This is a genomic window from Pseudomonas sp. AC083 (assembly GCF_979253165.1).
Genome location: NZ_CEEDDH010000015.1, coordinates 68458 through 94578 on the forward strand (window position 1 = coordinate 68458; position 26121 = coordinate 94578).

Annotated in this window: 28 protein-coding genes; 22 read left to right on the forward strand and 6 right to left on the reverse strand. The window is 59.8% G+C overall.

The features are described from left to right. Nucleotides 1–229 precede the first annotated feature (229 nt). Complete coding sequence (locus AC0IXA_RS20310) at nt 230–550, forward strand: PA4575 family protein (protein ID WP_016773114.1); 321 nt, start codon at nt 230–232, stop codon at nt 548–550. Here the strand turns inward: AC0IXA_RS20310 and AC0IXA_RS20315 are convergent. Beyond that, nucleotides 547–2376, reverse strand: coding sequence for a hypothetical protein (locus AC0IXA_RS20315; protein WP_471814395.1), 1830 nt, complete (start codon nt 2374–2376; stop codon nt 547–549). The genes AC0IXA_RS20310 and AC0IXA_RS20315 overlap by 4 nt on opposite strands. A gap of 160 nt (nt 2377–2536) precedes the next feature. On the opposite strand from AC0IXA_RS20315, the gene AC0IXA_RS20320 reads away from it, so the two are divergent. The 3 genes from AC0IXA_RS20320 (at nt 2537) to AC0IXA_RS20330 (ending at nt 4200) form a co-directional block, all read left to right on the forward strand. Then, nucleotides 2537–3025, forward strand: coding sequence for a TIGR00645 family protein (locus AC0IXA_RS20320; RefSeq protein ID WP_016773116.1), 489 nt, complete (start codon nt 2537–2539; stop codon nt 3023–3025). 131 nt (nt 3026–3156) lie between these two features. Next, the gene (locus AC0IXA_RS20325; protein ID WP_471814396.1) at nt 3157–3462 is read left to right on the forward strand and encodes a DUF6482 family protein; all 306 of its coding nucleotides are present in this window, start codon (nt 3157–3159) and stop codon (nt 3460–3462) included. A gap of 120 nt (nt 3463–3582) precedes the next feature. Beyond that, nucleotides 3583–4200, forward strand: coding sequence for an FKBP-type peptidyl-prolyl cis-trans isomerase (locus AC0IXA_RS20330; protein WP_016773117.1), 618 nt, complete (start codon nt 3583–3585; stop codon nt 4198–4200). 139 nt (nt 4201–4339) lie between these two features. On the opposite strand, the gene AC0IXA_RS20335 is transcribed toward AC0IXA_RS20330, so the two are convergent. The 3 genes from AC0IXA_RS20335 to AC0IXA_RS20345 form a co-directional block, all read right to left on the reverse strand. Beyond that, nucleotides 4340–4597, reverse strand: a complete 258-nt coding sequence (locus AC0IXA_RS20335; protein ID WP_016773118.1) for a PA4570 family protein — start codon at nt 4595–4597, stop codon at nt 4340–4342. A 204-nt stretch (nt 4598–4801) separates the two neighbouring features. Next, nucleotides 4802–5143, reverse strand: a complete 342-nt coding sequence (locus AC0IXA_RS20340) for a zinc ribbon domain-containing protein YjdM (protein WP_016773119.1) — start codon at nt 5141–5143, stop codon at nt 4802–4804. Nucleotides 5144–5291: 148 nt separating this feature from the next. Continuing rightward, nucleotides 5292–6260, reverse strand: a complete 969-nt coding sequence (locus tag AC0IXA_RS20345; protein WP_016773120.1) for a polyprenyl synthetase family protein — start codon at nt 6258–6260, stop codon at nt 5292–5294. 379 nt (nt 6261–6639) lie between these two features. Here AC0IXA_RS20345 and rplU point away from each other — a divergent pair, with 379 nt between their 5' ends. From rplU to AC0IXA_RS20370, 5 genes are all read left to right on the forward strand, one after another. Next, nucleotides 6640–6951: a 50S ribosomal protein L21 gene (gene rplU, locus AC0IXA_RS20350; protein ID WP_007924746.1), complete on the forward strand. Its 312-nt coding sequence runs from the start codon at nt 6640–6642 to the stop codon at nt 6949–6951. Between the two features lie 35 nt (nt 6952–6986). Further along, nucleotides 6987–7244: a 50S ribosomal protein L27 gene (gene rpmA, locus AC0IXA_RS20355; RefSeq protein ID WP_016773121.1), complete on the forward strand. Its 258-nt coding sequence runs from the start codon at nt 6987–6989 to the stop codon at nt 7242–7244. 193 nt (nt 7245–7437) lie between these two features. After that, nucleotides 7438–8661: an Obg family GTPase CgtA gene (cgtA, locus tag AC0IXA_RS20360; RefSeq protein ID WP_016773122.1), complete on the forward strand. Its 1224-nt coding sequence runs from the start codon at nt 7438–7440 to the stop codon at nt 8659–8661. Between the two features lie 137 nt (nt 8662–8798). Further along, nucleotides 8799–9917, forward strand: coding sequence for a glutamate 5-kinase (gene proB, locus AC0IXA_RS20365; protein WP_471814397.1), 1119 nt, complete (start codon nt 8799–8801; stop codon nt 9915–9917). A gap of 10 nt (nt 9918–9927) precedes the next feature. Beyond that, nucleotides 9928–10395 (forward strand): CreA family protein, encoded by a 468-nt coding sequence (locus AC0IXA_RS20370; protein WP_039761698.1) that lies wholly within the window; start codon nt 9928–9930, stop codon nt 10393–10395. Between the two features lie 184 nt (nt 10396–10579). On the opposite strand, the gene rpsT is transcribed toward AC0IXA_RS20370, so the two are convergent. Next, nucleotides 10580–10852, reverse strand: coding sequence for a 30S ribosomal protein S20 (rpsT, locus tag AC0IXA_RS20375; RefSeq protein WP_003228351.1), 273 nt, complete (start codon nt 10850–10852; stop codon nt 10580–10582). A gap of 252 nt (nt 10853–11104) precedes the next feature. Between rpsT and murJ the strand changes: the two genes are divergently transcribed. The 6 genes from murJ to ispH all read left to right on the forward strand — a co-directional run bounded on the left by murJ (nt 11105) and on the right by ispH (nt 18657). Further along, complete coding sequence (murJ, locus tag AC0IXA_RS20380) at nt 11105–12643, forward strand: murein biosynthesis integral membrane protein MurJ (RefSeq protein ID WP_016773124.1); 1539 nt, start codon at nt 11105–11107, stop codon at nt 12641–12643. 129 nt (nt 12644–12772) lie between these two features. Beyond that, nucleotides 12773–13711 (forward strand): bifunctional riboflavin kinase/FAD synthetase, encoded by a 939-nt coding sequence (gene ribF, locus AC0IXA_RS20385; RefSeq protein WP_341639220.1) that lies wholly within the window; start codon nt 12773–12775, stop codon nt 13709–13711. 13 nt (nt 13712–13724) lie between these two features. Continuing rightward, the gene (gene ileS / locus AC0IXA_RS20390) at nt 13725–16556 is read left to right on the forward strand and encodes an isoleucine--tRNA ligase (RefSeq protein ID WP_133339081.1); all 2832 of its coding nucleotides are present in this window, start codon (nt 13725–13727) and stop codon (nt 16554–16556) included. Next, nucleotides 16549–17061: a signal peptidase II gene (lspA, locus tag AC0IXA_RS20395; RefSeq protein WP_024014359.1), complete on the forward strand. Its 513-nt coding sequence runs from the start codon at nt 16549–16551 to the stop codon at nt 17059–17061. The genes ileS and lspA overlap by 8 nt, the downstream gene beginning before the upstream one ends. Continuing rightward, nucleotides 17054–17506 carry an FKBP-type peptidyl-prolyl cis-trans isomerase gene (gene fkpB, locus AC0IXA_RS20400; protein WP_206421544.1) on the forward strand — a complete coding sequence of 151 codons (453 nt, stop codon included), beginning with the start codon at nt 17054–17056 and terminating at the stop codon, nt 17504–17506. The genes lspA and fkpB overlap by 8 nt, the downstream gene beginning before the upstream one ends. Before the next feature lie 206 nt (nt 17507–17712). Next, nucleotides 17713–18657 carry a 4-hydroxy-3-methylbut-2-enyl diphosphate reductase gene (gene ispH / locus AC0IXA_RS20405; RefSeq protein WP_016773129.1) on the forward strand — a complete coding sequence of 315 codons (945 nt, stop codon included), beginning with the start codon at nt 17713–17715 and terminating at the stop codon, nt 18655–18657. On the opposite strand, the gene AC0IXA_RS20410 is transcribed toward ispH, so the two are convergent. Further along, a complete protein-coding gene (locus tag AC0IXA_RS20410; RefSeq protein ID WP_341639219.1) occupies nt 18614–19183 on the reverse strand; it encodes a GspH/FimT family pseudopilin in 570 nt (189 codons plus the stop codon). The two genes, ispH and AC0IXA_RS20410, sit on opposite strands and share 44 nt — an antisense overlap. A 130-nt stretch (nt 19184–19313) precedes the next feature. Here AC0IXA_RS20410 and AC0IXA_RS20415 point away from each other — a divergent pair, with 130 nt between their 5' ends. From AC0IXA_RS20415 to thiO, 7 genes are read left to right on the forward strand one after another with little or no spacing between them, the layout of a single operon-like run. Further along, a complete protein-coding gene (locus AC0IXA_RS20415; RefSeq protein ID WP_041477800.1) occupies nt 19314–19787 on the forward strand; it encodes a GspH/FimT family pseudopilin in 474 nt (157 codons plus the stop codon). Beyond that, entirely contained in the window at nt 19784–20233 is a 450-nt protein-coding gene (gene pilV, locus AC0IXA_RS20420; RefSeq protein ID WP_016773132.1) for a type IV pilus modification protein PilV, read from the forward strand. The genes AC0IXA_RS20415 and pilV overlap by 4 nt, the downstream gene beginning before the upstream one ends. Continuing rightward, complete coding sequence (locus AC0IXA_RS20425; protein WP_341639218.1) at nt 20230–20943, forward strand: PilW family protein; 714 nt, start codon at nt 20230–20232, stop codon at nt 20941–20943. The genes pilV and AC0IXA_RS20425 overlap by 4 nt, the downstream gene beginning before the upstream one ends. A 10-nt stretch (nt 20944–20953) precedes the next feature. Next, nucleotides 20954–21433: a pilus assembly PilX family protein gene (locus AC0IXA_RS20430; RefSeq protein ID WP_341639217.1), complete on the forward strand. Its 480-nt coding sequence runs from the start codon at nt 20954–20956 to the stop codon at nt 21431–21433. Beyond that, complete coding sequence (locus AC0IXA_RS20435; protein ID WP_471814398.1) at nt 21420–24509, forward strand: pilus assembly protein; 3090 nt, start codon at nt 21420–21422, stop codon at nt 24507–24509. Before AC0IXA_RS20430 ends, AC0IXA_RS20435 begins: the two co-directional genes overlap by 14 nt. 15 nt (nt 24510–24524) lie before the next feature. Then, nucleotides 24525–24926, forward strand: coding sequence for a type IV pilin protein (locus AC0IXA_RS20440; RefSeq protein WP_039761672.1), 402 nt, complete (start codon nt 24525–24527; stop codon nt 24924–24926). A gap of 57 nt (nt 24927–24983) precedes the next feature. Continuing rightward, nucleotides 24984–26084, forward strand: coding sequence for a glycine oxidase ThiO (gene thiO / locus AC0IXA_RS20445; RefSeq protein ID WP_471814399.1), 1101 nt, complete (start codon nt 24984–24986; stop codon nt 26082–26084). The last annotated feature ends 37 nt before the right edge of the window (nt 26085–26121 follow it).

Here is a 26121-nt window from a genome sequence, read left to right on the forward strand (position 1 = left end):
CTCGCTCCCACAATTTCTTTTCCAGATTGATCTCTGCGGGGATCTTCGGGGAATGTGCCACTACTCTGACGCCAATATTCACACAATGACCATTCGGCGCCTTCTGGTTCCATTTGGCTTGCGCGGGACACTTTTCTTCTATTCTCAGGTCAAGGATATCGACAGTATCACTGGATCGAGCCAGTCCTCCCGTGGGGGCTGAATACCGGCTTTACCGAGGGTCGCCGCCATGTCGCGCAACCTCTGTCTCACCCGTCAATGCCTGGGTCTGGTGACCCGGATCGAATGCGCCGTCAAGCCGCTGGCCGGCGACAACGGCATGTGGACGCTGCTCTTCGCGGCCGGCATGGCCGGCGAACAACCTTCCGCGATCAAAGCCCAAGGCCCGTTCCACGGCCCGGTGGCGGCCGAGTCGATTCTCGACACCATCGTTGAAAGCCTGACCCTGCATGGTTACGAACTGGCCGATGATCCGCAGATCTGGAGCCTGCACTTGCAAGCGCAGTTGCGGCAGATCAACGGCGGCCGTGGGCGCAGCCTCAACGGTTAAGGTGCTGACTGGTCGACCTGCGCCTTTTCGAGCTTGACCTCAAAACCGTATTGCACGGTGGCGAGGTCGGTGCGCTGATAGGTCTCCACGCGAGTCGGGCGACCATAAAAGTAGTGCACGCCGAGTAGCGCCGGGCCTTCGGTGCTGGCGTCGTGGCTGACCGAAAGAATCTGCTTGAGGTAATGGCCACTGTCGTCCTTGACGAAGAAACGCCATTCGTTGGCCGGGAAGGTTTTCAGGTCGACCACCAGCGTGTTGTCCTTGATCGCCAGGCCTTTGGGCAATGACTGCGCGTCGTAGGATTGCTTCGCCACCGTGGCCAGGAACAACGGCATCGAGCCCACGGCAATCGCCGGGGTTTCCGGAAACAAGTTCAGATCATAAGTAATCGTCGCTTGCAGCGGATCGACCTGGTACGCCTCGGGCGGCAGTTCGATCGGCTCGTCGAGTTTGCCGCCGCGCTTTTCCGTGAAGAAGGTCACGGGACTGACGCCGGGGTTGAGTTCGTCGCCAAGCAATTCGTCATTGAAGGTGCGGCGGTGGGAAAACTCGATACGCGCCGCGCTCGGCTCTTCCACCGATTGATGAATGCGCACGCCGGCCTTCAATTGTTGCTCAGTCAGGTCCGCGCCTTTGAGCCAGTTGGCGGCGAGATCGTCATACACCACCACGGGCAGGTCCAGCGGCTGCACGGCTTTGGCCGTGGTGTGCGGATTGAAGGTGCGCACCGGCAGATCCAGGGATTTGCGCGTCACCGTCGCCGAGGAGAAGTCGAGCACGCTGACTTCCAGTGTCTCGATCGGGCCGTGGAAATACACCTTGTTGTAGCGACGCGGGTGGTCTTTCTCGAAGGCTTGCTGGTCGTCGCTGAGCTGTTTTTCCAGGGTGTCGCTCCAGCTCTTCTGCTTCTGTAACTGCGTGAGTTGTTTCTGGTAAAACGCGACCTGCTCTGGGCTTTCGTTGATCGAACCGGCGCGCACCAGGTATTGGCCGCTGGCGTCGCGGGCCTGGACGATCAGCGGATTGATCCGGGTTTCGGCGACTTCTGCCGCCAGCGGCAGGCTGTTGCTGACTTCGACCTCGGCATAGTTCTTTTCCAGCTTGAGCAGTTTGACGCTGAGGTTGTCGTTCGTGCGAGTCTGGCCGACGTCTTTCTGCGTCAGGTCGAAACTGTACAGGCGACGCGGCGCGATGACTTCGACCTGGCCTTGCAGGCTGACCGGTTGTGGCAGGGTTTTCTTGTCGACGTTGAGGCCATCGATGAACGGGTAGGTCACCGTCAGGTCATCGGGGTTGGTCACGTTGGAGCTGGACGGGCTGAGTTGAATGCCCGGGTCGGTTTCCGACCACTCCGGCTGCCAGGCGATCACGCGTTTGTTGCTCAGCGTCACCGAATGCCATTCGATGCCGTGCGGAAACAGGAACCCGCCGGGAATGTTCAGGTTGAACGGGAATACCGGTTGCAGATCGGTCAGGTAATCCGAGCTGGCGTCCTTGTGCAGCACGAACAGACCGTTGATGAAGGTATCGACCAGCGCTTGCGGGGTAGGGTAGTGCTTGAGCACGGCGAGGGCGTCTGCGCCGTATTCGGTGTGCGGCGCGATGTCGTCGAGCTTGAGCCGGGCGCGTTCGAGCAACAGCAGCGAACCGCCGAGTTCGGTGATGGCGTCCTTGAGCTTGGGATCGCTGATCGTGTCCAGTGACTGTTCGAAGGTGGCGGTCTTTTCGTCGAGGTTGGCGACTTGTTTTTCATCGCCGGGCGAGCAACCGCCGATGAGCAAGGCGAGGCAGATACCGGCAGTCGTCAAGGCTGATCGCACATCCATTTCCACGCGTCCTGTCCACTGTCATTGGGCTGTCAATGCTTTGGACACTAGCAGAAAAACTTTGTCACACACACGCAGGTGGCGGATTTTCCGGCGGTTTCTGGCTGTCACAGCGGGCTGTTATACTCGCCGCCATTTCCAGCCCCTTGTGTGAGAGTCAATGGAACGCTTTATCGAAAATGCAATGTACGCCACCCGCTGGCTGCTGGCGCCGATCTACATCGGCCTGTCCCTCGGTCTGCTGGCGCTGGCATTGAAGTTCTTCCAGGAAATCATCCATATCCTGCCCAACGTCTTCGCCATGGCTGAATCGGATCTGATCTTGGTGCTGCTGTCGCTGATCGACATGGCGCTGGTGGGTGGTCTGCTGGTGATGGTGATGATTTCCGGCTACGAGAACTTCGTCTCGCAACTGGACATCGACGAAGGCAAAGAGAAGCTCAGCTGGCTGGGCACCATGGACTCGTCGTCGCTGAAGATGAAAGTCGCGGCGTCGATCGTGGCGATTTCTTCGATCCACCTGCTGCGCATCTTCATGGATGCCAAGAACGTCGATCCCGAGCATCTGATGTGGTACGTGATCATTCACATGACTTTTGTGGTGTCCGCGTTTGCCATGGGTTACCTGGACAAGGTCACCAAGCACTGATCAGCCGATCAAGGCAAAAAAACCGCCCGTCTGTTGCGAAACAGACGGGCGGTTTCGTTTGTGGCTTGTGCTTTCAAGCGCAGCGGCCTATGCCTGTAACGGTGCGATTCGCCACGGTGTGAGGTGCTTCCATGAACCTGCAAGAGTTGAACGCGTTTGCTGTTGCCAAAAAGGTCGACGAGTTGAACCTGATCTCCATGGAAGGAGGCATTTACCTGTTGGAAGCGAGGATGCATGGGACGGAGTATCCGTTGAGCGATCTCAAGGGCAATATGCTGACGCTGCGCTCAGTGGAGCACGCGCGGGATCTGCTGCATGCCTTCCCGGTGCTGCCATTCAACCTTGTGCACACCTCAGTCCATGACGAAATGTGCGGGCTGGTCGCTGACCTCGATGAAAGCCTGAAAGTGCCGCTCGCCTGGCGCTCGGCCCTGTAGCCTCGGCCCCAAGTCCGGGGTATCTGTGCTAGTCTGCTCGCCCTTTTGGTTCCGGGCGCGCCGGGACGCGCTGTGCACGCACGGCAAGTCCTGTGGCCGTCCGCACAGCGGAGCAGTGTCATGTCCGAAGTAAATCTGTCCACCGACGAAACCCGCGTCAGCTACGGTATCGGCCGTCAACTCGGCGACCAGCTGCGCGATAACCCGCCACCGGGTGTCAGCCTAGACGCGATCCTGGCCGGTCTGACCGACGCTTTCGCCGGCAAGCCAAGCCGTGTTGGCCAGGAAGAAATGTCCGCCAGCTTCAAAGTGATCCGCGAGATCATGCAAGCCGAAGCAGCTGCCAAGGCTGAAGCTGCGGCTGGCGAAGGCCTGGCCTTCCTCGCCGAAAACGCCAAGCGTGACGGCATCACCACCCTGGCTTCCGGCCTGCAATTCGAAGTACTGACTCAGGGCGATGGCGCCAAGCCGACCCGTGAAGACCAGGTGCGTACGCATTACCACGGCACCCTGATCGACGGCACTGTGTTCGACAGCTCCTACGAGCGCGGCCAGCCTGCAGAATTCCCGGTTGGCGGCGTGATCGCTGGCTGGACCGAAGCCCTGCAACTGATGAATGCCGGCAGCAAATGGCGCCTGTACGTGCCGAGCGAACTGGCTTACGGCGCGCAAGGCGTGGGCAGCATCCCGCCGCACAGCGTTCTGGTGTTCGACGTCGAGCTGCTGGACGTTCTGTAAAACCGAGCCTGCCTTGATGGCGGGCTGAAAAATGTGGGAGCGAGCTCGCTCGCGAAGGCGGTTTTTCAGTCGACTCATTCGTTGACTGATTTATCGCTTTCGCGAGCAAGCTCGCTCCCACAGGTTTTTTTAATGCTGCTCATATTTCGATCTTGTTGTGCAGCTCATTGGTCGGGCGCAACGCCCGGGCATAGCAGAACAGGAACAGATTGCGCACCAGCTCCTTGAGCACCAGCGGCTCGCTGGAATTGAGGCTGCTGACGTCCAGATCGCCTTGATCCTGCAGCTCATGCAACGCTTCTTCTTCAAGCACCGCACAGACTTCGCCGGTTTCCCGATGGAGGATTCTGAGGTACGGGTGTGGGCGATCCAGCCAGGCGTCGATCAAATAAGTCATGGGGTTCATCTCCTTGAAAGGTTTCAATGAGAATAATTCTTATTCATCAAATAGCAAGTGCCTATTGGCGGATCGTGGAGTTTTCCGGGTAAAGGTTGTGTCAGGTCAAAATGGCTGGCTGATGGCCATGCGCGGATTCATTGAGCTGAAGCGGGGAGGGCAAAGCTCCATCCCACGGCTGGCGCAGGATGGATGACGCAAGGCTCAGACTTTTCTGACGAACTCGGATTTGAGCTTCATTGGGCCGATGCCGTCGATCTTGCAGTCGATGTCGTGGTCGCCATCGCACAGGCGGATGTTCTTGACCTTGGTGCCGACCTTGACCACCAGCGACGTGCCTTTGACCTTGAGGTCCTTGATCACGGTGATGGTGTCGCCGTCCTGCAGGACGTTGCCGACCGAATCTTTCTTCACGGCATCATCAGCCGCCACTTCGGCTTCGCCGCTGGCAGACCACTCGTGGGCGCACTCGGGGCAGACCAGTTGGGTGCCGTCTTCGTAGGTGTATTCGGAATTGCATTTCGGGCAGGGTGGCAACGTGCTCACTAAGGTTCCTTAGGTATCAGGAGGGCTAAAGGGCGCACATTGTATAGGGTTTTAGCTTTTCAGGCAGGCAAAAGCAAAAGATCGCAGCTTCGACAACCCCCGTAGGAGCTGCCGAAGGCTGCGATCTTTTGATCTTGTTTCAGCAATATCAGTGCGTGCGGGCGACCGCGAACTCGCTCAGTTCCACCAGCGCATCTCGGTATTCGCTAGCGGGCAGCGCCTCGAGGCACTTGATCGCGCGTGCCACGTAATCGCGGGCCAGCTGCGCGGTGTACTCCAGCGAGCCGGACGCTTCGACGGCGATGCGGATGCTTTCCAGGTCTTCGATCCCGCCTTTCTGGATCGCCTGACGCACCAGTGCCGCCTGTTCGGCCGTACCTTCGCGCATGGTGTAGATCAGCGGCAGGGTTGGCTTGCCTTCGGCCAGATCGTCGCCGACGTTCTTGCCCAGGGTTTCCGCGTCGCCTTTGTAATCGAGCAGGTCATCAACCAGCTGGAACGCCACACCCAGGTGATCGCCGAACGTGCGCAGGGCTTCGCTCTGCTCGGCGGTCGCGCCAGCCAGGGCGGCGGCGCTGTGGGTCGAGGCTTCGAAGAGCATCGCGGTCTTGCCGCGGATGACTTCCATGTAGGTTTCTTCGCTGGTGCTGGCGTCACGCACCTTGGACAGCTGCAACACTTCGCCTTCAGCGATGATCCGCGTGGCTTGAGACAAAATCTTCATCACCGGCATCGAGCCCAGTTCGACCATCATTTCGAACGAGCGCGAATACAGGAAGTCGCCGACCAGCACGCTCGGGGCATTGCCCCACATGGCGTTGGCGGTCGAGCGGCCACGGCGCATGCCGGACATATCGACGACGTCGTCATGCAGCAGGGTCGCGGTGTGCAGGAATTCGATGGTGGCGGCCAGCAGGCGCATGTCGTCGCCTTCGCGACCCAGGGCCTTGCCACACAGCAACACTAATAAAGGACGCAGGCGTTTGCCGCCGGCCGACGTGATGTAATCGCCGATTTTCGATACCAGCGGCACTCGAGACGTCAGCTGCTTCTTGATGATGCCGTCGACGGCGCTAAAATCGTCCGCCACCGCGCGGTAGAAAGCTTGGGGTTGCATCAGCGAGAGTCGCTCCAGAAGGGTTGCGCGGCATGCTAGGACCCCCACCCAGACCTGTCAAGGCACGATCAGGCACTGTGAAAGCTGCTGCGCTCGGCAATCCTGCGTCAAAAACAGGCTCGGAATGCTCATTTACAACCCGTAAACTCCGCTTCCTCGCCTGTTTTTTCCTTGTCTTGCCTTCGCTCGCGACGCTTTCACAGTGCCTGTCGGCCACTTGCGCGAGGCAGATTGCTTGCGTACAATCGCGCACCCTGAACTTCCTGGGCAGCACCTGCCTTACGCAATTGCACTTGGGCCGTTCCAGCCCCATGCAGCCATGCCAGCCAATACCTCTTCTTATAAAGAGCTGGGTGAGCAGGATTATCGGAGAAATACCATGTACGCAGTAATCGTTACCGGCGGTAAGCAATACAAGGTCGCTGAAGGTGAATACCTGAAGATCGAAAAACTGGAAATCGCTACTGGCGAATCCGTGACTTTTGATCGCGTTCTGCTGGTCGCCAACGGCGACGACGTGAACATCGGCGCACCAGTTGTTGCTGGCGCAACCGTCAAGGCTGAAGTGATCTCCCAAGGTCGTCACGATAAAGTCCGCATCATCAAGTTCCGTCGCCGTAAGCACCACATGAAGCGTATGGGCCACCGCCAGTGGTTCACCGAGATCAAAATCACCGGTATTCAGGCTTAATTACAGCCTAATTCCTCACTAGGAGAATTGAACTCATGGCACACAAAAAAGCTGGTGGTAGTACCCGTAACGGTCGCGACTCAGAAGCCAAACGCCTTGGCGTGAAGATGTATGGCGGCCAGGTCATCAAGGCCGGCAACATCATCGTGCGTCAGCGCGGCACCCAATTCCACGCTGGCTACGGCGTTGGCATGGGCAAGGATCACACTCTCTTCGCTAAAATCGAAGGCGTGATCAAGTTCGAAGTAAAGGGCGCCTTCGGTCGTCGTTACGTGAGCGTAATCGCGGCTTAATCGCGAGATCGCTGGAGAAGCCCTGTCTTGCGACGGGGCTTTTTCGTTTGTGGGGTGAGTCTCTTGCAAAGCTGTTTGTATGGGCTGTCGGCGTGCGATGCAGGTCGTGTCTTGGGGTCGCTGCGCTCATTTTTGCAAGAGTCTTATGTCTTGATTGTTTTTCGGCTCGTCCGTACGGCGAGAGGCGTTGGTTATGAAGTTTGTTGATGAAGTATCGATTCGCGTAAAGGCCGGTGACGGTGGCAACGGTGCCATGAGTTTCCGCCGGGAAAAATTCATTGAAAACGGCGGCCCGAACGGCGGTGATGGCGGTGACGGCGGTTCCATCTACATGATGGCCGACGAAAACCTCAACACCCTGGTCGACTACCGTTACACCCGTCACTTCGATGCCGAGCGTGGCTCCAACGGCGGCAGCACCGACTGCACCGGCAAGAAGGGCGAAGATCTGATCCTGCGCGTGCCGGTCGGCACTACCGTGATCGACTCTGCCACTCAGGAAGTCATCGGCGACCTGACCAAGGCCGGTCAGAAACTGATGGTAGTGCAGGGCGGCTGGCACGGTCTGGGCAACACCCGTTTCAAATCCAGTACCAACCGTGCGCCGCGTCAGACCACGCCAGGCAAGCCGGGCGAGCAGCGTGACCTGAAACTGGAAATGAAAGTGCTGGCCGACGTCGGTCTGCTGGGCTTGCCGAACGCCGGTAAAAGTACCTTTATCCGTTCGGTCTCGGCGGCCAAGCCGAAAGTCGCCGACTACCCGTTCACCACGCTGGTGCCGAACCTGGGTGTGGTCAGCGTCGATCGCTGGAAGAGCTTCGTCATTGCCGACATTCCGGGTCTGATCGAAGGCGCTTCCGACGGTGCCGGCCTGGGCATTCGCTTCCTCAAGCACCTGGCGCGTACGCGTTTGCTGCTGCACCTCGTCGACATGGCGCCGCTGGATGATTCCAGTGCTCCGGACGCGGCTGAAGTGATCGTCAACGAGCTGATCAAGTTCAGCCCGTCGCTGGCCGAGCGTGATCGCTGGCTGGTGCTGAACAAGTGCGACCAGATCCTTGAAGAAGAGCACGATGCTCGCGTCAAGGAAATCGTCGATCGTCTGGAGTGGACCGGTCCGGTGTACGTGATCTCGGCCATCGCCAAGATCGGTACCGAGCGTCTGTGCCATGACATCATGCGCTACATGGAAGACCGTGCCGATCGCCTCGCCGCAGACCCTGCGTACAAGGAAGAACTGGCCGATCTCGATCAGCGCATCGAAGACGAAGCCCGTGCGCAGTTGCAGGCGCTGGACGACAAGCGTGCCCTGCGTCGCAGTGGCGTGAAGTCGGTGCATGACATCGGCGACGATGACTGGGACGAAGAAGATGTGGATGACGAAGACGGTCCGGAAATCATTTACGTGCGTGACTGATCCGTTGCGATAAACTTGAACGCCGCTCAATCGAGCGGCGTTTTAGTATCCGGAAATCGATCGTTGGTCAGCAATCGCCACGATTAACGTCACGGGCAGAGCCAGGTCGCGCTGCCCTCAAGCTAAGGTTGAAGATGATGCGGAGCAAGGTGACAGGTGCGCAGCGTTGGGTCGTGAAGATCGGCAGCGCTTTGCTGACAGCTGACGGCAAAGGGCTGGATCGCGCGGCAATGAGTGTCTGGGTCGAGCAGATGGTGGCGCTGCATGAGGCGGGCGTCGAGCTGGTGCTGGTGTCCTCCGGGGCGGTGGCGGCCGGCATGAGTCGCTTGGGCTGGACCGCACGACCCAGTGCCATGCACGAGCTCCAGGCGGCCGCTGCAATCGGTCAGATGGGGCTTGTGCAGGCGTGGGAGTCGAGCTTCGCCGAGCATAGCCGGCACACTGCGCAGATTCTCCTGACCCACGACGACCTCTCCGATCGCAAGCGCTACCTCAACGCCCGCAGTACCTTACGTGCGCTGGTCGAGCTGAAAGTCATTCCGGTGATCAACGAAAACGACACCGTGGTCACCGATGAAATCCGTTTCGGCGACAACGACACGCTGGCGGCGCTGGTGGCCAATCTGGTCGAGGCCGATCTGCTGGTGATCCTTACCGATCGCGACGGCATGTTCGACGCCGATCCGCGCAACAATCCCGATGCGCAGCTGATTTATGAAGCACGCGCCGATGATCCGGCGCTGGATGTGGTTGCGGGCGGTACCGGCGGTGCGCTGGGGCGTGGCGGCATGCAGACCAAACTGCGTGCAGCGCGCCTGGCAGCGCGTTCCGGTGCGCACACCATCATCGTCGGCGGGCGCCTTGAACGTGTGCTTGATCGTCTCAAGGCGGGCGAGCGCATCGGCACGCTGCTATCGCCGGAGCGCGGCATGCTCGCGGCGCGCAAGCAGTGGCTGGCCGGGCATCTGCAAACCCGTGGCACTCTGGTGCTGGATGAGGGGGCGGTGTCGGCGTTGTCCAAGGGCAACAAAAGTCTGCTGCCGGTGGGGGTGAAACTGGTTCAAGGCAGTTTCCGTCGTGGCGAGATGGTCGTCTGCGTAGCGCCGGATGGTCGGGAGATCGCTCGGGGTCTGGCCAATTACAGCGCCCTGGAAGCGCAAAAAATCATCGGTCAGTCGTCGGATGCGATTGTCGGTTTGCTCGGTTACATGGCGGAGCCGGAACTGGTTCACCGTGACAATCTGATTCTGGTCTAAGGAAAATTCGATGCGTGTAGCGAAAGGATTATTGGGCCTGCTGATGGCCATGCCATTGCTGGCCTCGGCCGAGGAAATCGGTCAGGTGTCGACGGTGTTCAAGTTCGTCGGGCCGAATGACCGGATCGTGGTCGAGGCCTTCGACGATCCGAAAGTCGAAGGCGTGACCTGCTACCTGTCACGCGCCAAGACCGGTGGAGTGAAGGGTGGTCTCGGTCTGGCAGAGGATCGTGCTGAGGCGTCGATCGCTTGTCGCCAGGTCGGGCCGATCAAATTCAAGGGTGAGCTGAAGGATGGCGACGAGGTGTTCAAGGAGCGCACTTCGCTGGTGTTCAAGACCATGCAGGTGGTGCGTTTCCTCGACAAGAAGCGCAACACGCTGGTGTATTTGGTCTACAGCGATCGCTTGATCGAGGGCAGTCCGCAGAATGCGGTCACGGCCATCCCGATCCTGCCGTGGGTGCCGGTCCAGCAATAAGCGCCACCAATCCGAACTGTGGGAGCGAGCCTGCTCGCGAAGAGGTCATGTCGGTCGATAGAAATATCAACTGGCAGATCGCATTCGCGAGCAGGCTCGCTCCCACACTTTTTTGCCTGTAGCTTGTTAAATCACAGGCAATAAAAAACCGACCCTGAGGTCGGTTTTTTAATGACTACGTCGATTAAGCGGCTTCTTTCAGCGCTTTGACGTGGCCATTCAGACGGCTCTTATGACGAGCAGCCTTGTTCTTGTGGATGATGCCTTTATCGGCCATACGGTCGATAACTGGCACAGCCAGAACGTATGCAGCTTGAGCTTTTTCAGCGTCTTTTGCGTCGATGGCCTTAACTACATTCTTGATGTAGGTACGAACCATGGAACGCAGGCTGGCGTTGTGGCTGCGACGCTTCTCAGCCTGTTTTGCACGTTTTTTGGCGGAAGGTGAGTTGGCCACCGTCGAGCTCCTCGAAAGACTTTTTAGGAAATAGCAAACAAAATAGGCCGCGAATCATGCCGATGAAGACTTGTCTTGTCAAGGGCACTTGAATCGTTCCGCTAAGTGGTAGGTATAAAGAGGCGGGATATTTATTTCCGGCGCTTGACCTGTAAACTCGCGAGCTTTGGCTCTGTGCTGTTGCGGCGCGGAGTATCGCACAAGTAGGCGCATTGTTCGCCTGCTGTTTATCGACAGGCACAAACTCTCTCAATGAATCTGCTCAAATCGTTGGCCGCCGTCAGCTCTATCACGATGCTTTCCCGGATTCTGGGTTTTGTTCGTGACACGCTGATCGCGCGGACATTCGGCGCCGGGATGGCCACGGATGCCTTCTTTATTGCGTTCAAACTGCCCAACCTGCTGCGGCGCATTTTCGCCGAGGGGGCGTTTTCCCAGGCGTTCGTGCCGATCCTTGCCGAATATAAAAGCCAGCAGGGCGAAGAGGCGACGCGCACCTTTATTGCCTATGTGTCGGGCCTGCTGACGCTGGTATTGGCGGTGGTGACGGCGCTGGGCATGATCGCTGCGCCCTGGGTGATCTGGGCCACAGCGCCCGGTTTTACCGATACCCCGGAGAAATTCCAGCTCACCTCCGATCTGTTGCGGGTGACCTTTCCTTATATATTGCTGATCTCGCTGTCGTCGCTGGCCGGCGCGATCCTCAACACTTGGAACCGCTTCTCGGTGCCGGCCTTCGTACCGACTCTGCTCAACGTCAGCATGATCGTGTTTTCGCTGTTCCTCACGCCGTATTTCGATCCGCCGGTCATGGCCCTTGGCTGGGCGGTGTTGGTCGGGGGTCTGGCGCAGTTGCTGTATCAGCTGCCGCACCTGAAAAAGATCGGCATGCTGGTGCTGCCGCGCCTGAACCTGCGCGACAGCGGCGTTTGGCGGGTGATGAAGCAGATGCTGCCGGCGATTCTCGGTGTTTCGGTGAGCCAGATTTCATTGATCATCAACACCATTTTCGCCTCGTTTCTGGTCGCAGGTTCAGTGTCCTGGATGTACTACGCCGACCGCTTGATGGAGTTGCCGTCGGGTGTATTGGGCGTAGCGCTCGGCACGATTCTGCTGCCGACGCTGGCCAAGACCTATGCCAGCAAGGATCGCCACGAGTATTCGCGAATCCTCGATTGGGGGCTGCGCCTGTGCTTTGTGTTGGTGCTGCCGTGCGCATTGGCGCTGGGGATTCTTGCTGAACCGCTGACTGTTTCATTGTTTCAGTACGGCCAGTTCAGTGGCTTTGATGCCGAGATGACCCAGCGTGCGCTGATTGCCTATTCGGTCGGCCTGCTCGGGATTATCGTGATCAAAGTGCTGGCGCCGGGCTTTTATGCGCAACAGAACATTCGCACCCCGGTGAAAATCGCAATTTTCACGCTGGTCTGCACGCAGTTGTTCAACTTGGCGTTGATCGGCCCACTGGCCCACGCCGGCCTTGCCTTGGCGATCAGTGCCGGTGCCTGCCTGAACGCCGGGCTGCTGTTCTATCAGCTGCGCAAGCAAAAGATGTATCAACCGCAGCCGGGCTGGGGCAAATTCGGCTTCAAGCTGGTCGTTGCGGTGACCGTGATGTCGGCGGTGTTGCTGGCGGGCATGCATTTCATGCCCGCGTGGGATGAGGGGCATATGCTTGAGCGCTTCCTGCGTCTCGGCGCGCTGGTGGTGGCCGGTGTGGTGGCGTATTTCGGTATGTTGCTGCTGCTGGGTTTCCGTCTGCGCGACTTCAATCGCAAGGCCTTGAGCTGAGGTTTCAGCCTTCATGAGCAGGCATGGGCCGGCGGTTTTGTCGGCTCGTTCACTTTGCGTTACGGTGTTGCCTGTCGTCGGCCGTCGGGTGTGGTTATAATCGACCACTTTATGAGCAAGAAGCGCGTTATGCAGCTGGTTCGAGGCCTCCACAACTTGCGCCCCCAGCATCGGGGCTGCGTCGCCACTATTGGCAACTTTGACGGTGTTCACCGTGGTCACCAGGCTATCCTGGCCCGGCTGCGTGAGCGTGCGCTCGAGTTGGGCGTACCCAGCTGCGTGGTGATTTTCGAGCCGCAGCCACGGGAGTTCTTTGCCCCCGACACCGCTCCGGCGCGTCTGGCGCGGTTGCGTGACAAGCTGCAGTTACTGGCCGCTGAAGGCGTCGACCGGGTGCTGTGCCTGGCGTTCAACCAGCGGCTGAGCAAGCTCAGCGCCAGTGAGTTCGTCGATACCATTCTGGTCGATGGCCTTGGCGTGCAGCATCTGGAGGTCGGTGACGATTTCCGTTTCGGTTGCGACCGCCTCGGCGATTTCGATTTTCTGATGCAGGCCGGGCAGGTTCACGGTTTCACTGTCGAAGCTGCGCAAACCGTTGAGCTGGACGGCATTCGCGTCAGCAGCACGCAGGTGCGCAACGCCTTGGCTGCGGCCGATTTTGCCTTGGCCGAACGCCTGCTCGGCCGTCCGTACCGCATCGCCGGTCGCGTATTGCATGGGCAGAAACTGGCCCGGCAACTGGGCACGCCCACTGCCAACATTCAACTCAAGCGTCGTCGCGTGCCGTTCACCGGGGTCTATCTGGTGAATGTCGACATCGACGACAAGACCTGGCCCGGTGTCGCCAATATTGGCGTGCGCCCTACGGTGCAAGGGGATGGCAAAGCCCACCTCGAGGTCCATCTGTTAGATTTTGCCGGCGATCTGTATGACCGGCGTTTGACGGTGGTTTTCCACCAAAAGCTGCGTGAAGAGCAGCGCTTCGCCTCTCTGGAGGCATTGAAAACGGCGATCAATGCGGATGTCGCCACCGCCCGTGCACTAGCCGCACCTAGCGCCCATCGCTAATGAAGAGCCTTAAATGACCGACTATAAAGCCACGCTAAACCTTCCGGACACCGCCTTCCCAATGAAGGCCGGCCTGCCACAGCGCGAACCGCAGATCCTGCAGCGCTGGGACAGTATTGGCCTGTACGGAAAGTTGCGCGAGATTGGCAAGGATCGTCCGAAGTTCGTCCTGCACGACGGCCCTCCGTACGCCAACGGCACGATCCACATCGGTCACGCACTGAACAAGATTCTCAAGGACATGATCATCCGCTCGAAAACCCTGTCGGGTTTCGACGCGCCGTATGTCCCGGGCTGGGATTGCCACGGCCTGCCGATCGAGCACAAGGTTGAAGTGACCCACGGCAAGAACCTCGGCGCGGATAAGACCCGCGAGCTGTGCCGTGCCTACGCCACCGAGCAGATCGAAGGGCAGAAGTCCGAGTTCATCCGTCTCGGCGTGCTCGGCGACTTCGCCAACCCGTACAAGACCATGGACTTCAAGAACGAGGCCGGTGAAATCCGCGCCCTCGCCGAAATCGTCAAGGGCGGTTTCGTCTTCAAGGGCCTCAAGCCGGTGAACTGGTGCTTCGATTGCGGTTCGGCTCTGGCTGAAGCGGAAGTCGAGTACGAGAACAAGAAATCGTCGACCATCGACGTCGCGTTCCCGATCGCTGACGAAGCCAAACTGGCTGCGGCGTTCGGTCTAGCCTCGCTGAGCAAGCCTGCAGCGATCGTGATCTGGACCACTACCCCGTGGACCATCCCGGCCAACCAGGCGCTGAACGTGCACCCGGAATTCAACTATGCCCTGGTCGATATCGGCGACAAGCTGCTGGTGCTGGCTGAAGAGCTGGTCGAAGCCTGCCTGGCGCGCTACGGCGTGCAAGGTTCGGTCATCGCCACCACCACCGGTAAAGAGCTGGAGCTGATCAACTTCCGTCACCCGTTCTACGATCGTCTGTCGCCGGTATACCTGGCTGACTACGTTGAGCTGGGCGCTGGCACCGGCGTGGTTCACTCCGCCCCGGCCTACGGCGTGGACGACTTCGTGACCTGCAAGAAATACGGCATGGTCAACGACGACATCCTCAACCCGGTACAGAGCAACGGCGTGTACGTGCCGTCGCTGGAATTCTTTGGTGGCCAGTTCATCTGGAAGGCCAACCCTGCCATCGTGGAAAAACTGACCGAAGTCGGTGCGCTGATGCACACCACCGTCATCGAACACAGCTACATGCACTGCTGGCGCCACAAGACCCCGCTGATCTACCGCGCTACTGCGCAGTGGTTCATCGGCATGGACAAGGAGCCAACCAGCGGCGACACCCTGCGCGTGCGCTCGCTCAAAGCCATCGAAGACACCAAGTTCGTTCCGGCCTGGGGCCAGGCGCGCCTGCACTCGATGATCGCCAACCGTCCGGACTGGTGCATCTCGCGTCAGCGCAACTGGGGCGTGCCGATCCCGTTCTTCCTCAACAAGGAAAGCGGCGAGCTGCACCCGCGTACCGTCGAGCTGATGGAAGAAGTCGCCAAACGCGTTGAAGTCGAAGGCATCGAAGCCTGGTTCAAACTCGACGCTGCCGAGTTGCTCGGTGATGAAGCGCCGCAGTACGACAAGATCAGCGACACCCTCGACGTCTGGTTCGACTCCGGCACCACGCACTGGCACGTCCTGCGCGGTTCGCACCCGATGGGCCACGAGAGCGGCCCGCGTGCCGACCTGTACCTGGAAGGTTCCGACCAGCACCGTGGCTGGTTCCACTCGTCCCTGCTGACCGGCTGCGCCATCGACAACCACGCGCCATATCGCGAGCTGCTGACGCACGGCTTCACCGTCGATGAGTCCGGGCGCAAGATGTCCAAATCGCTGGGCAACGTGATCGCGCCGCAGAAGGTGAACGACACCCTGGGCGCCGACATCATGCGTCTGTGGGTCGCTTCGACCGACTACTCCGGCGAAATGGCGGTGTCCGAGCAGATTCTGCAGCGCAGCGCCGATGCCTACCGTCGTATCCGTAACACCGCGCGCTTCCTGCTTTCCAACCTGACCGGTTTCAACCCGGCTACCGACCTGCTGCCGGCCGAAGACATGCTGGCGCTGGATCGCTGGGCGGTGGATCGCACGCTGCTGCTGCAACGCGAGTTGCAAGAGCACTACGGCGAATACCGTTTCTGGAACGTGTACTCGAAGATCCACAACTTCTGCGTGCAGGAGCTGGGTGGTTTCTACCTCGACATCATCAAGGACCGCCAGTACACCACCGGCGCCGACAGCAAGGCCCGGCGCTCGTGCCAGACCGCGCTGTTCCACATCTCCGAAGCGCTGGTGCGCTGGATCGCGCCGATCCTCGCCTTCACTGCTGACGAACTGTGGCAATACCTGCCGGGCGAGCGTAACGAGTCGGTCATGCTCAACACCTGGTACGAAGGCCTGACCGAGCTGCCGGAAGGCTTCGAGCTGGGTCGCGCCTACTGGGATCGCATCATGGAAGTGAAGGTTGCGGTCAACAAAGAGATGGAAATCCAGCGTGCGGCGAAAGCCGTCGGTGGCAACCTGCAGGCCGAAGTGACGCTGTTTGCCGAAGAGGCGCTGAGCGCCGATCTGGCCAAGCTGAGCAATGAGCTGCGCTTCGTCCTGATCACCTCGACTGCCAGCGTTGCACCATTCGTGCAGGCTCCGGCCGATGCAGTGGCCACCGAAGTCAGCGGTCTGAAACTGAAGATCGTCAAATCGGCGTTCCCGAAATGCGCGCGTTGCTGGCATTGCCGCGAAGACGTCGGCGTGAACCCGGAGCATCCGGAAATCTGCGGGCGTTGCGTCGACAACATCAGCGGTGCTGGCGAGGTTCGTCACTATGCCTGATGCCATTGGCCGTTTCGGACGGCTGAGCTGGCTGTGGTTGAGCTTGCTGGTTCTGGTCATTGACCAGGCCAGCAAGTTCTACTTCGAAGCCAAGCTCGAAATGTTCCAGCAGATCGTGATCATTCCCGACCTGTTCAGCTGGACCCTGGCCTACAACACTGGCGCTGCCTTCAGCTTCCTCGCCGACAGCTCCGGCTGGCAGCGCTGGCTGTTTGCCCTGATCGCGATTGTGGTCAGTGCCGTGCTGGTGGTCTGGCTCAAGCGTTTGGGTCGCAACGACACCTGGCTGGCCGTCGCCCTGGCGTTGGTGCTGGGTGGCGCGCTGGGCAACCTGTATGACCGCATTGCCCTGGGCCATGTGATCGACTTCATTCTGGTGCACTGGCAGAACCGCTGGTATTTCCCGGCGTTCAACATTGCCGACAGCGCGATTACCGTTGGCGCGATCATGCTGGCACTGGACATGTTCAAATCGAAGAAAACCGAAGAGGCCGCTCATGACTGAACCGCTATCGACTGAGCAACGCATCGGCCAGAACACCGAAGTCACCCTGCACTTTGCCTTGCGCCTGGAAAACGGTGACACCGTCGACAGTACCTTCGAAAAGGCCCCGGCGACGTTCAAGGTCGGCGATGGCAACCTGCTGCCGGGCTTCGAAGCCGCATTGTTCGGCTTCAAGGCCGGCGACAAGCGCACCCTGACCGTCGAGCCGGAAAACGCTTTCGGTCAGCCGAACCCGCAGAACGTGCAGACCATCCCGCGTTCGCAGTTCACCGACATGGAGTTGTCGCCGGGTCTGCTGGTGATCTTCAACGATGCGGCCAATACTGAGTTGCCGGGTGTGGTGAAGGAATTCGATGACACGCAAGTGACCGTCGACTTCAACCACCCGCTGGCGGGCAAGACGCTGACCTTTGACGTGGAAATCATTTCCGTCAAAGCGATCTAAAAATGCAGGAGTGAGCCTCTGTGGCGAGGGGATTCATCCCCGCTGGGGTGCGAAGCGCCCCCAGACCAGTCAACGGATTCTGAGATAAGTCCGTTGACGGTCTACGACTGCTAAGCAGCCGAGCGGGGATGAATCCCCTCGCCACAACAAGCAGGTCTCCACAGTCTGTTTTCCATTGTTTTCGCGCGCAAGACACGAGGCACAGCATGCAAATCAAACTCGCCAACCCCCGTGGCTTCTGCGCCGGTGTGGACCGGGCGATCGAAATCGTCAACCGCGCCCTGGAAGTCTTCGGGCCGCCGATCTATGTGCGTCACGAAGTGGTGCACAACAAGTTCGTCGTCGAAGACCTGCGCAGCCGTGGCGCGATTTTCGTCGAAGAGCTCGATCAGGTACCCGATGACGTGATCGTCATTTTCAGCGCCCACGGTGTTTCCCAAGCCGTGCGCAACGAAGCCGCCGGTCGTGGCCTGAAAGTCTTCGATGCAACCTGCCCGCTGGTGACCAAGGTGCACATCGAAGTCGCCAAATACAGCCGCGACGGTCGCGAGTGCATCCTGATCGGCCACGCCGGTCACCCGGAAGTCGAAGGCACCATGGGCCAGTACGACGCCAGCAATGGCGGCGCGATCTACCTCGTTGAAGACGAAAAGGACGTGGCCGCACTGCAGGTGCGCGATCCGGAAAGACTCGCCTTCGTCACCCAGACAACCTTGTCGATGGACGATACCAGCCGTGTGATCGATGCCCTGCGAACGCGCTTCCCGGCCATCGGTGGTCCGCGCAAGGACGACATCTGCTACGCCACACAAAACCGCCAGGACGCCGTCAAGCAACTGGCCGACGAGTGCGACGTGGTACTGGTGGTCGGCAGCCCGAACAGCTCCAACTCCAACCGTCTGCGTGAACTGGCTGAACGCATGGCGACTCCGGCGTACCTGATCGACGGTGCCGAGGACCTGCAACAGAGCTGGTTCGACGGCGTCGAGCGCATTGGCATTACCGCTGGCGCCTCGGCACCGGAAGTGCTGGTGCGTGGCGTCATTCAGCAATTGCAGGCCTGGGGCGCGACCGGTGCCGATGAGCTGGCTGGCCGTGAGGAAAACATCACGTTCTCGATGCCGAAAGAGCTGCGCGTCCGTTCGATCTGACCTTTCTGCTTTTGTCGCATAGCGCCTGTTCGGTCTCCTGACTGCCCAGGCGCACGCGACCGGTTGCTGCCAGCACGATCTGCCGCTGGCTGACCGGTTCGCGCGGCGAGCAGATGTGTATTGTCCCCGCCTGAAATCGCCGTCCCGGCATCAGCGGCTGTCCCAGATGACTGAACCGCACATAGCGGCTCACCCACCAGTTGCCGACAATTGGCACCTTCGCCTCACTGGCGCGTTCAACCAGCAGCGGATTGCTGCCGTCCTCCGGCCCCCTGCCGCTTCGATCCAGAATGATCCGCCAACCCTGACTCCAGTCACCGTCGATGCCATGGATCACCACGCTCTGATTGTGCGTGATCGCCAGTGTGCGAGCGTGGCGGATGCCTTCGAGCAGCGACTGCGCCGCGTGGTCGCGTTGAGTCGCCTGTTTGAGCGCGGCGAACGCCGGGCTGACCAGCAGCAGAACAATTGCGCCAATCGCCAGTCCCATAAGCAGTTCAATCAGACTGAAACCGTGTTGCGGCATGAAAAATCCCTCCGTGGCATGGTATGAGCAGCGCAATCCGTGCGCCGCGCAGGGCAAATCAGTCGGCGGGTGCCGAGCGAATGTTCTAGCGTGTAAAAGCAGGTATAGCCGACAGCAACGGAGGGCATCGATGGATCTTCGTACAAAAGGTTTCACGCTGGTCGAGTTGCTGGTCGCCATCGCGGTATTCCTGATATTGATCACGCTGGCGGTGCCGGCCTTTACCCGTACGATCCAGAGCAGCAAGGCGGATACCGAAGTCGGCGACTTGCAGCGGGCGATCAATTTCGCTCGCCTCGAAGCGATCAATCGCGGCGTGACCACGCGTCTGCGTCCGACCGCTGGCGGCAGTGTCTGGACCGGTGAGCTGGCGGTCTACGACAGCACTGGCAATCCGGCCAATGTGTTGCGGGTTGTTCCAGCGATGAGCAGTGGCGCGACTCTGACGCTACCCTCAGGAGTGACCGCACTGGATTTCAACAATCTTGGTGGTCTGGCGGCACCGTCGACGGCGGTAGTCATCGGTTACACGCTGGGCACGCAAAGCAGGACGCTGAACGTGTGTTTGAACGGACGCATTCAACTGGGTGGAAATTGCGGATGAGGGCAGGGAGCAAAAACGCACAGGAGGGCATGACGCTGATCGAAGTGCTGGTCGCGCTGCTGATTCTTACGGTCGGGCTGTTGGGCGCAGCGGCGGTGCAGCTCAATGCGCTGAAGTACACCGACAGTTCGCGGATGACCAGTCAGGCCAGCTTCATCGCCTATGACATGATGGATCGCATCCGCGCCAATTCCGGCGCCAACTACACCGTTACGCCACCGACCTCGGGCAATCTCAGTAATGCGCGGGACCAGGACCTCTACGACTTCACCACCAACATCGCCAACTTCGGCGGCCCGACCGCGACGGGCAGCATCACCCTCAACCAGCGGGTCTATACCATCACCATTACCTGGAGCGACGCGCGCGCGGCGAACGCTGCCAGTGCCCAGCGCAGTTTCGTGTTGACCAGCCGGGCGGCGGTCGATCCGGTGGCCACGCCATGAAGCACACCAGCCGTGGTTTCGGCCTGATCGAGTTGCTGATAGCTCTGGCTTTGGGGTTGATCGTCGTACCCGGTGTGGTGCAGATTTTCATCGCCGCAAAAAACACCTACGTCAGCCAGAACAGCGCCGCAGCGATGCAGGAAGATGCGCGCTTCGTCCTCAGCAAAATGATTCAGGAAATCCGCATGGTCGGCATGTTCGGCTGCCTCGGCACCATCGTCGACTCCAGTTCGGCAGGGGATTTCAACGCCGCGCAGCTCATCCCGATCAACTGGGATAACGCCAGTCTCAAGCTGACCCTGGTCACCGCCGATGTCGGCAGCGGCGGGGGCACACCGACCTGGACGGTAGTTTCCGATTGTCGCAACAGCGCGGTCGCCTACAGCGGATTGCGCAGCCCGACCACGGGGCAGATCGCGTTCCCGATCCGCCGTCTGGTCTACAGCTTCAGTAACAACCAGATTCTCATGGGCACCGGCAGCGGCAATCCGGCGCAGCAAGTGCTGGTGAACAATGTCAGTGCCTTCAACGTCACCTTTGGTCTGGCCAGCTCGGCGACCGACGTGGCGGCCTCGACCTACAGCAGCAACCCCGGCGATCCCGCGCGCATTCGCAGTGTGCGCCTGAGCCTGACCCTCACCGACCCGAACAATCGGGTGCGCAATCAAACCTTCAACGTGGTTGCGGCATTGCGCAACCGCTTGCCATGAGGGGGCGGCGATGAGGATTTCCTTGCAACAACATAAGGCCCAGCGCGGCATGGTCTTGTTGGTCAGTCTGGTGTTTCTGCTGTTGCTGACATTGATCGGTTTGTCCTCGATGCAGAGCGCCAACCTGCAAGAGAAAATGGCCGGCAGCGTAAGCCTGCGCAATCAATCATTTCAGGCGGCCGAAGCGGCATTGCGTGTGGGCGAAAGCGCAGTACAACTGGACAGTTATTCGTTGGCGGTGTGCAGCGGCACGAGTCAATGCCTGCCGCCAGCGGAGTCGTCAGTGGTCAGCTCGGCAGGTTTCAATTCGACCTCCGGAGTGACCTGGATCGCTGCCGGTAATGGCTTTTATGGCGTGCAGAACATCGGCACGACCCTGACGGCGGTGAACGTGCCGAGTAACACCTCGGCAACCCTGTATCGAGTCACTGCGGTTGGCATCGCCGGCAATTCGCGTAGCGTGGTGGAGAGTGTCTATGCGAAGTATTGAGCGCGGCCTGTCGCTGCTGGTCGGCATGCTCCTGAGCCTTTATCTGGCGGCACCGGCCTGGGCTTTCACGCCGTCCGATTCGCCATTGCTGAGCGCGGCTGCGGTGGCGCCCAACGTGATGCTGCTGATCGATGATTCGGGGAGTATGAACAGCATCATTTACGCCGCCGAATTCAACCCTAACGTCAACCGCACTCCCGCCCGCCAGTGCAATGCCTTCCTCGGATTGTGCTCTGCACTCAATGCGCCGCAGATTACCGGCGACACGGTGTTTCTATCGAGCCTGCCAACCTCCGGCTGCTCGGGAGGCGCGTATGCGTTCTACAACAACAGCGTGGCGCCGTTGTGCCTCAAGCTCCCCGACCCCGTAGGCAACGAGAACACTCGGTATTCCGCCGATTACATTTCCTACATAGTCAGCCTCGCCAACAGCAACGGCACCCGCGACTTCACCACGGGGGCGATTCCCAACGATTACCGGATGAACGTGGCGCGCAACGTTTCCACCGCACTGGTGAGCAGCAACCGCACCTTGCGCATGGGCCTGTCGACATTCAATCCGGCGACCAGCAGCAACCCGGGCAACGGCGGTTTCATCGCTCGCTCGATCACCGATTTGTCACCCGTCGCGGGCAGCGTCACCCAGGCCCAGGCAGACACCAACTACAACGCGCTGATCTCATCGATCAACGGCTTGAACGCCGTGGCCAACACGCCATTGGCCGAGAGCTATTACGAAGTCACGCGCTACATGCGTGGCTTGGCGCCTTACTACAACGGCACGCCGGCGACCTATACCAGTCCGATTCAATACCGCTGCCAGAAAAACTACGGCGTGGTGATTACCGACGGCTTGCCGACCTACGATCGTACCTTCCCGACCAACGATCCGCTGGGAGGCAGTCGCTTACCGAACTGGGATGGCGTGAATAACGATGGCGACAACCTCAACGGTGACGGTGAAGGTGACACTCTGTATCTGGATGACATTGCCAAATTCGCCTTCGACATCGACATGCGCTCGACCGGCACCGATGCCGCCGGCAAGAGCTGGAACGCGGTGGATTTTCCCCGGCAGAACATGAACACCTACACCGTGGGTTTCGCTGCGGATAACGATATGTTGTCCGACGCCGCCAGTTACGGGCAGGGCAGGTATTACCAGGCTACCGACAGCTCCGGGCTTAATGCGGCGCTATCGTCGGCACTGAGCGATATCACTTCCAAGGCCGGCTCCGGTGGTGCCGGCGTTGCCAGCAGCAGTACGTTGACCAGTGGCAGCAGTTTTTACCAGACAACCTACGATCCCAAGGATTGGCGCGGCACGATCAGGTCGTTCGGCTTTACCTCGACCGGCACGGTAAATACCTCGACGGCGCAATGGTCGACCGACACCACCATCGTACCCTCTGCTACAGCGCCGACTTTCCAGTCATGGAACACCTTGAGCAATACGCCCATTGCTCTGGCATTCGGCAGCTTTTCCCCAGCCCAGCAGAACACGCTGAATCAGGGCCTGCCCACCGGTGTCAGCGGCACTGAACTGGTGGAGTGGAGCAAAGGGACCAACAGGGCCGGGCTCAAAGTGCGCACTGCGCTGCTGGGCGACATCATCAATTCGCCGCTGGTGCTCGCGTCGCCTTCGGACAAGACCGCATCCGACTTGACGGGTGACAGCAGTTACACCAACTACCTGACCACCAAGGCTGCGAACATGAACACCAGTCTGGTAGTGAACGCCAACGACGGTTTCGTCAACGTGATCAATTCGGCGAACGGCACCCGCCGTTATGCCTACATGCCCTCCAGCGTGCTGCCTTCGTTGCGGCTGATTGCGGATACCAATTACGTCAACGGCGTCAGCCACAAGTTTCTCGTGGACGGTCAGGTCGGAGTGTTCGATGCGCAGGCCGGCACCACCTGGAAAACCCTGGCCATTGGCGGAACGGGGGCCGGTGGCAAAACCTTCTACGGGCTGCAACTGTTCGACGCCTCGGCAGGCAACGTGATCAAGGCACTGTGGGAAGTCAGTGCGCCGGCTACGGCAAATGCGTCGAATGCTTTCAATGATCTGGGTTACGCCTACGCGCGTCCGGAAGTGGCACGCTTGGCCAATGGTCGCTGGGCGACATTCATCGCCAATGGTTACGGCAGCAATTCGGGGGTTGCGGCTTTGTATGTACTGGATGCAATGGATGGTTCGCTGATCAGGAAAATCGTCATCGACAGCACGGAAGCCACTAACGGTCTGTCTTCGGTAAAACTCAGGGTCAATTCCTCGAACGTGGTGCAGGCTGCCTACGCTGGTGACCTGAAGGGGCGTATGTGGAAATTCGACTTGAGCGCGACGGCGCCGGAAAGCTGGGGCGTTGCGTTTGCCGGCAAGCCTTTGTTCACCGCCCCAGGCGGAGCAACGCAGCCGATCACCGCGCAACCGCTGCTGGCGGACAACCCACAGGGCGGCAAGCAGGTGTTCTTTGGCACCGGCAAGTTCAACGAGACTGCCGACAAGAGCAACAAGGATCTGCAGGCGTTCTATTCAATCTGGGACGCAGAGGGTGGGGCCGGACAAATCACCGTCAGCAGTTTGCAGGCACAGGCGATCACCGGTTCGTTCTCCGGCAGTTCCGGGCAGTTCCTGACCACCAGCCAGAATGAAACGACGTATCCGGGAGAAAAAGGCTGGTATTTGCCGCTGGTGTACAACAACGTGCTGACCGGCGAGCGAGTGATCAACCAGGCCAGCATTGTGCTGGGGCGAGTCGTTTTTACCACCGCCAGCGTCGATACCACCGACCCTTGTTCGAGCTTTGGTACGGGCAGGTTGGTCGAACTCGATGCGTTCAACGGTAAGATGCTCAACTACGCCGTGATTGACACCACTGGCGACCGTTTGGTCGACAGCAATGACATGATATCCAGTGGCGTGATTTTTACCGGCGGCATTCCGACCCTGAACTTCATCTCCGCTAACGGCGAGCGCAAGGGCACGACTGATACCAGCGGCGCGGTCACGGTCATTGTGGAAAAAGGTGGCGGCGGCAGCCGTCGTATCATGTGGCGACAAATCCAGTAAGCGAGAATTTGAGGCATGCGCAGATCCAGCCGAGGTTTTACCCTGATCGAGATCATGATCGTCATCGCGATTATCGGGATCATCCTCACCATCAGCATCCCCAGCTACAACGAATACGTGAAGAAGGGCCGTCGCGCCGAAGTGGTCTCGCTGCTCTCGGAGCAGGCGCAGACCCTCGAACGCTTCTACACCCGCAACAATGTCTACACCGGCGTCACCGGACTGAGCACGGGCAATGATTTCTACACCATCACCCCGACGCTGACCGACCAGACCTTTGTGCTGACCGCGACGCGTAAAACCGGCTCGGCCATGGCCACCGACAAATGCGGGGATTTCACCCTGACCAACACCGGCGTGCGAAGCATGAACAACGCGACCACCGGAGTGACCGCCAAGGATTGCTGGGGCCGCTGACGCATTCTTTTTCGGGCGCCTTTTGCGCCCACTGTCTTTTTTACGGTTGGATCAAACATGACCAGGCAACAGCAAGTGGTGATTGTCGGCGGCGGGGTGATTGGCCTGCTCACTGCCTACAATCTCGCCTCCGAAGTGCGCAGCGTGGTGCTGCTGGACCGCTCGAATGTCGGCCAGGAATCGTCCTGGGCTGGCGGCGGCATCGTCTCGCCGTTATACCCGTGGCGCTACAGTCCGGCAGTCACCGCGCTGGCGCATTGGTCGCAGGATTTTTATCCACAGCTCGGCGAGCGCTTGTTTGCCGACACAGGGGTTGATCCTGAGGTACACACCACTGGTCTGTATTGGCTGGATCTGGATGATGAAGCCGCAGCCCTGGCCTGGGCCGAGCGGGAAAATCGGCCGCTGCGGGCTGTGGATATCTCGGCGGCACATGACGCGGTGCCGGTGCTCGGCAGCGGTTTCAGCCGAGCGATCTACATGGCCGATGTCGCCAACGTGCGCAATCCACGGCTGGTCAAATCGCTGAAAGCCGCGCTGCTGGCGCTGCCGAATGTGACGATTCATGAGCAATGCGAAGTCAGTGGCTTCGTCCGCGAGGGCGAGCGCGTGGTCGGCGTGGAGACTTCGACGGGGTTGATCAATGGCGACCAGATTGTGCTGACGGCGGGAGCGTGGAGCGGTGATCTGCTCAAGACGCTGAACCTGACGCTGCCGGTCGAACCGGTCAAAGGCCAGATGATTCTCTACAAGTGCGCGGCTGATTTCCTGCCAAGCATGGTGCTGGCCAAGGGGCGTTATGCGATCCCGCGTCGCGACGGTCACATTCTGATTGGCAGCACGCTGGAGCACGAAGGTTACGACAAGACCCCGACCGATGTAGCGCTGCAAAGCCTCAAGGCCTCGGCGATCGAATTGTTGCCGGCGCTGGCGGATGCCGAAGTGGTCGGGCACTGGGCGGGACTGCGGCCGGGGTCGCCGGAGGGCATTCCGTTTATTGGCCGGGTGCCGGGGTTCGAGGGGTTGTGGCTGAACTGCGGGCATTACCGCAACGGGCTGGTGCTGGCGCCGGCATCGTGTCAGCTATTTGCTGACGTGATGCTGGGGCGGGCGCCGATTATTGATCCGGCGCCGTATGCGCCTGAGGGCCGCCTCTAGAGCAAGGTCAAAAGATCGCAGCCTTCGGCAGCTCCTA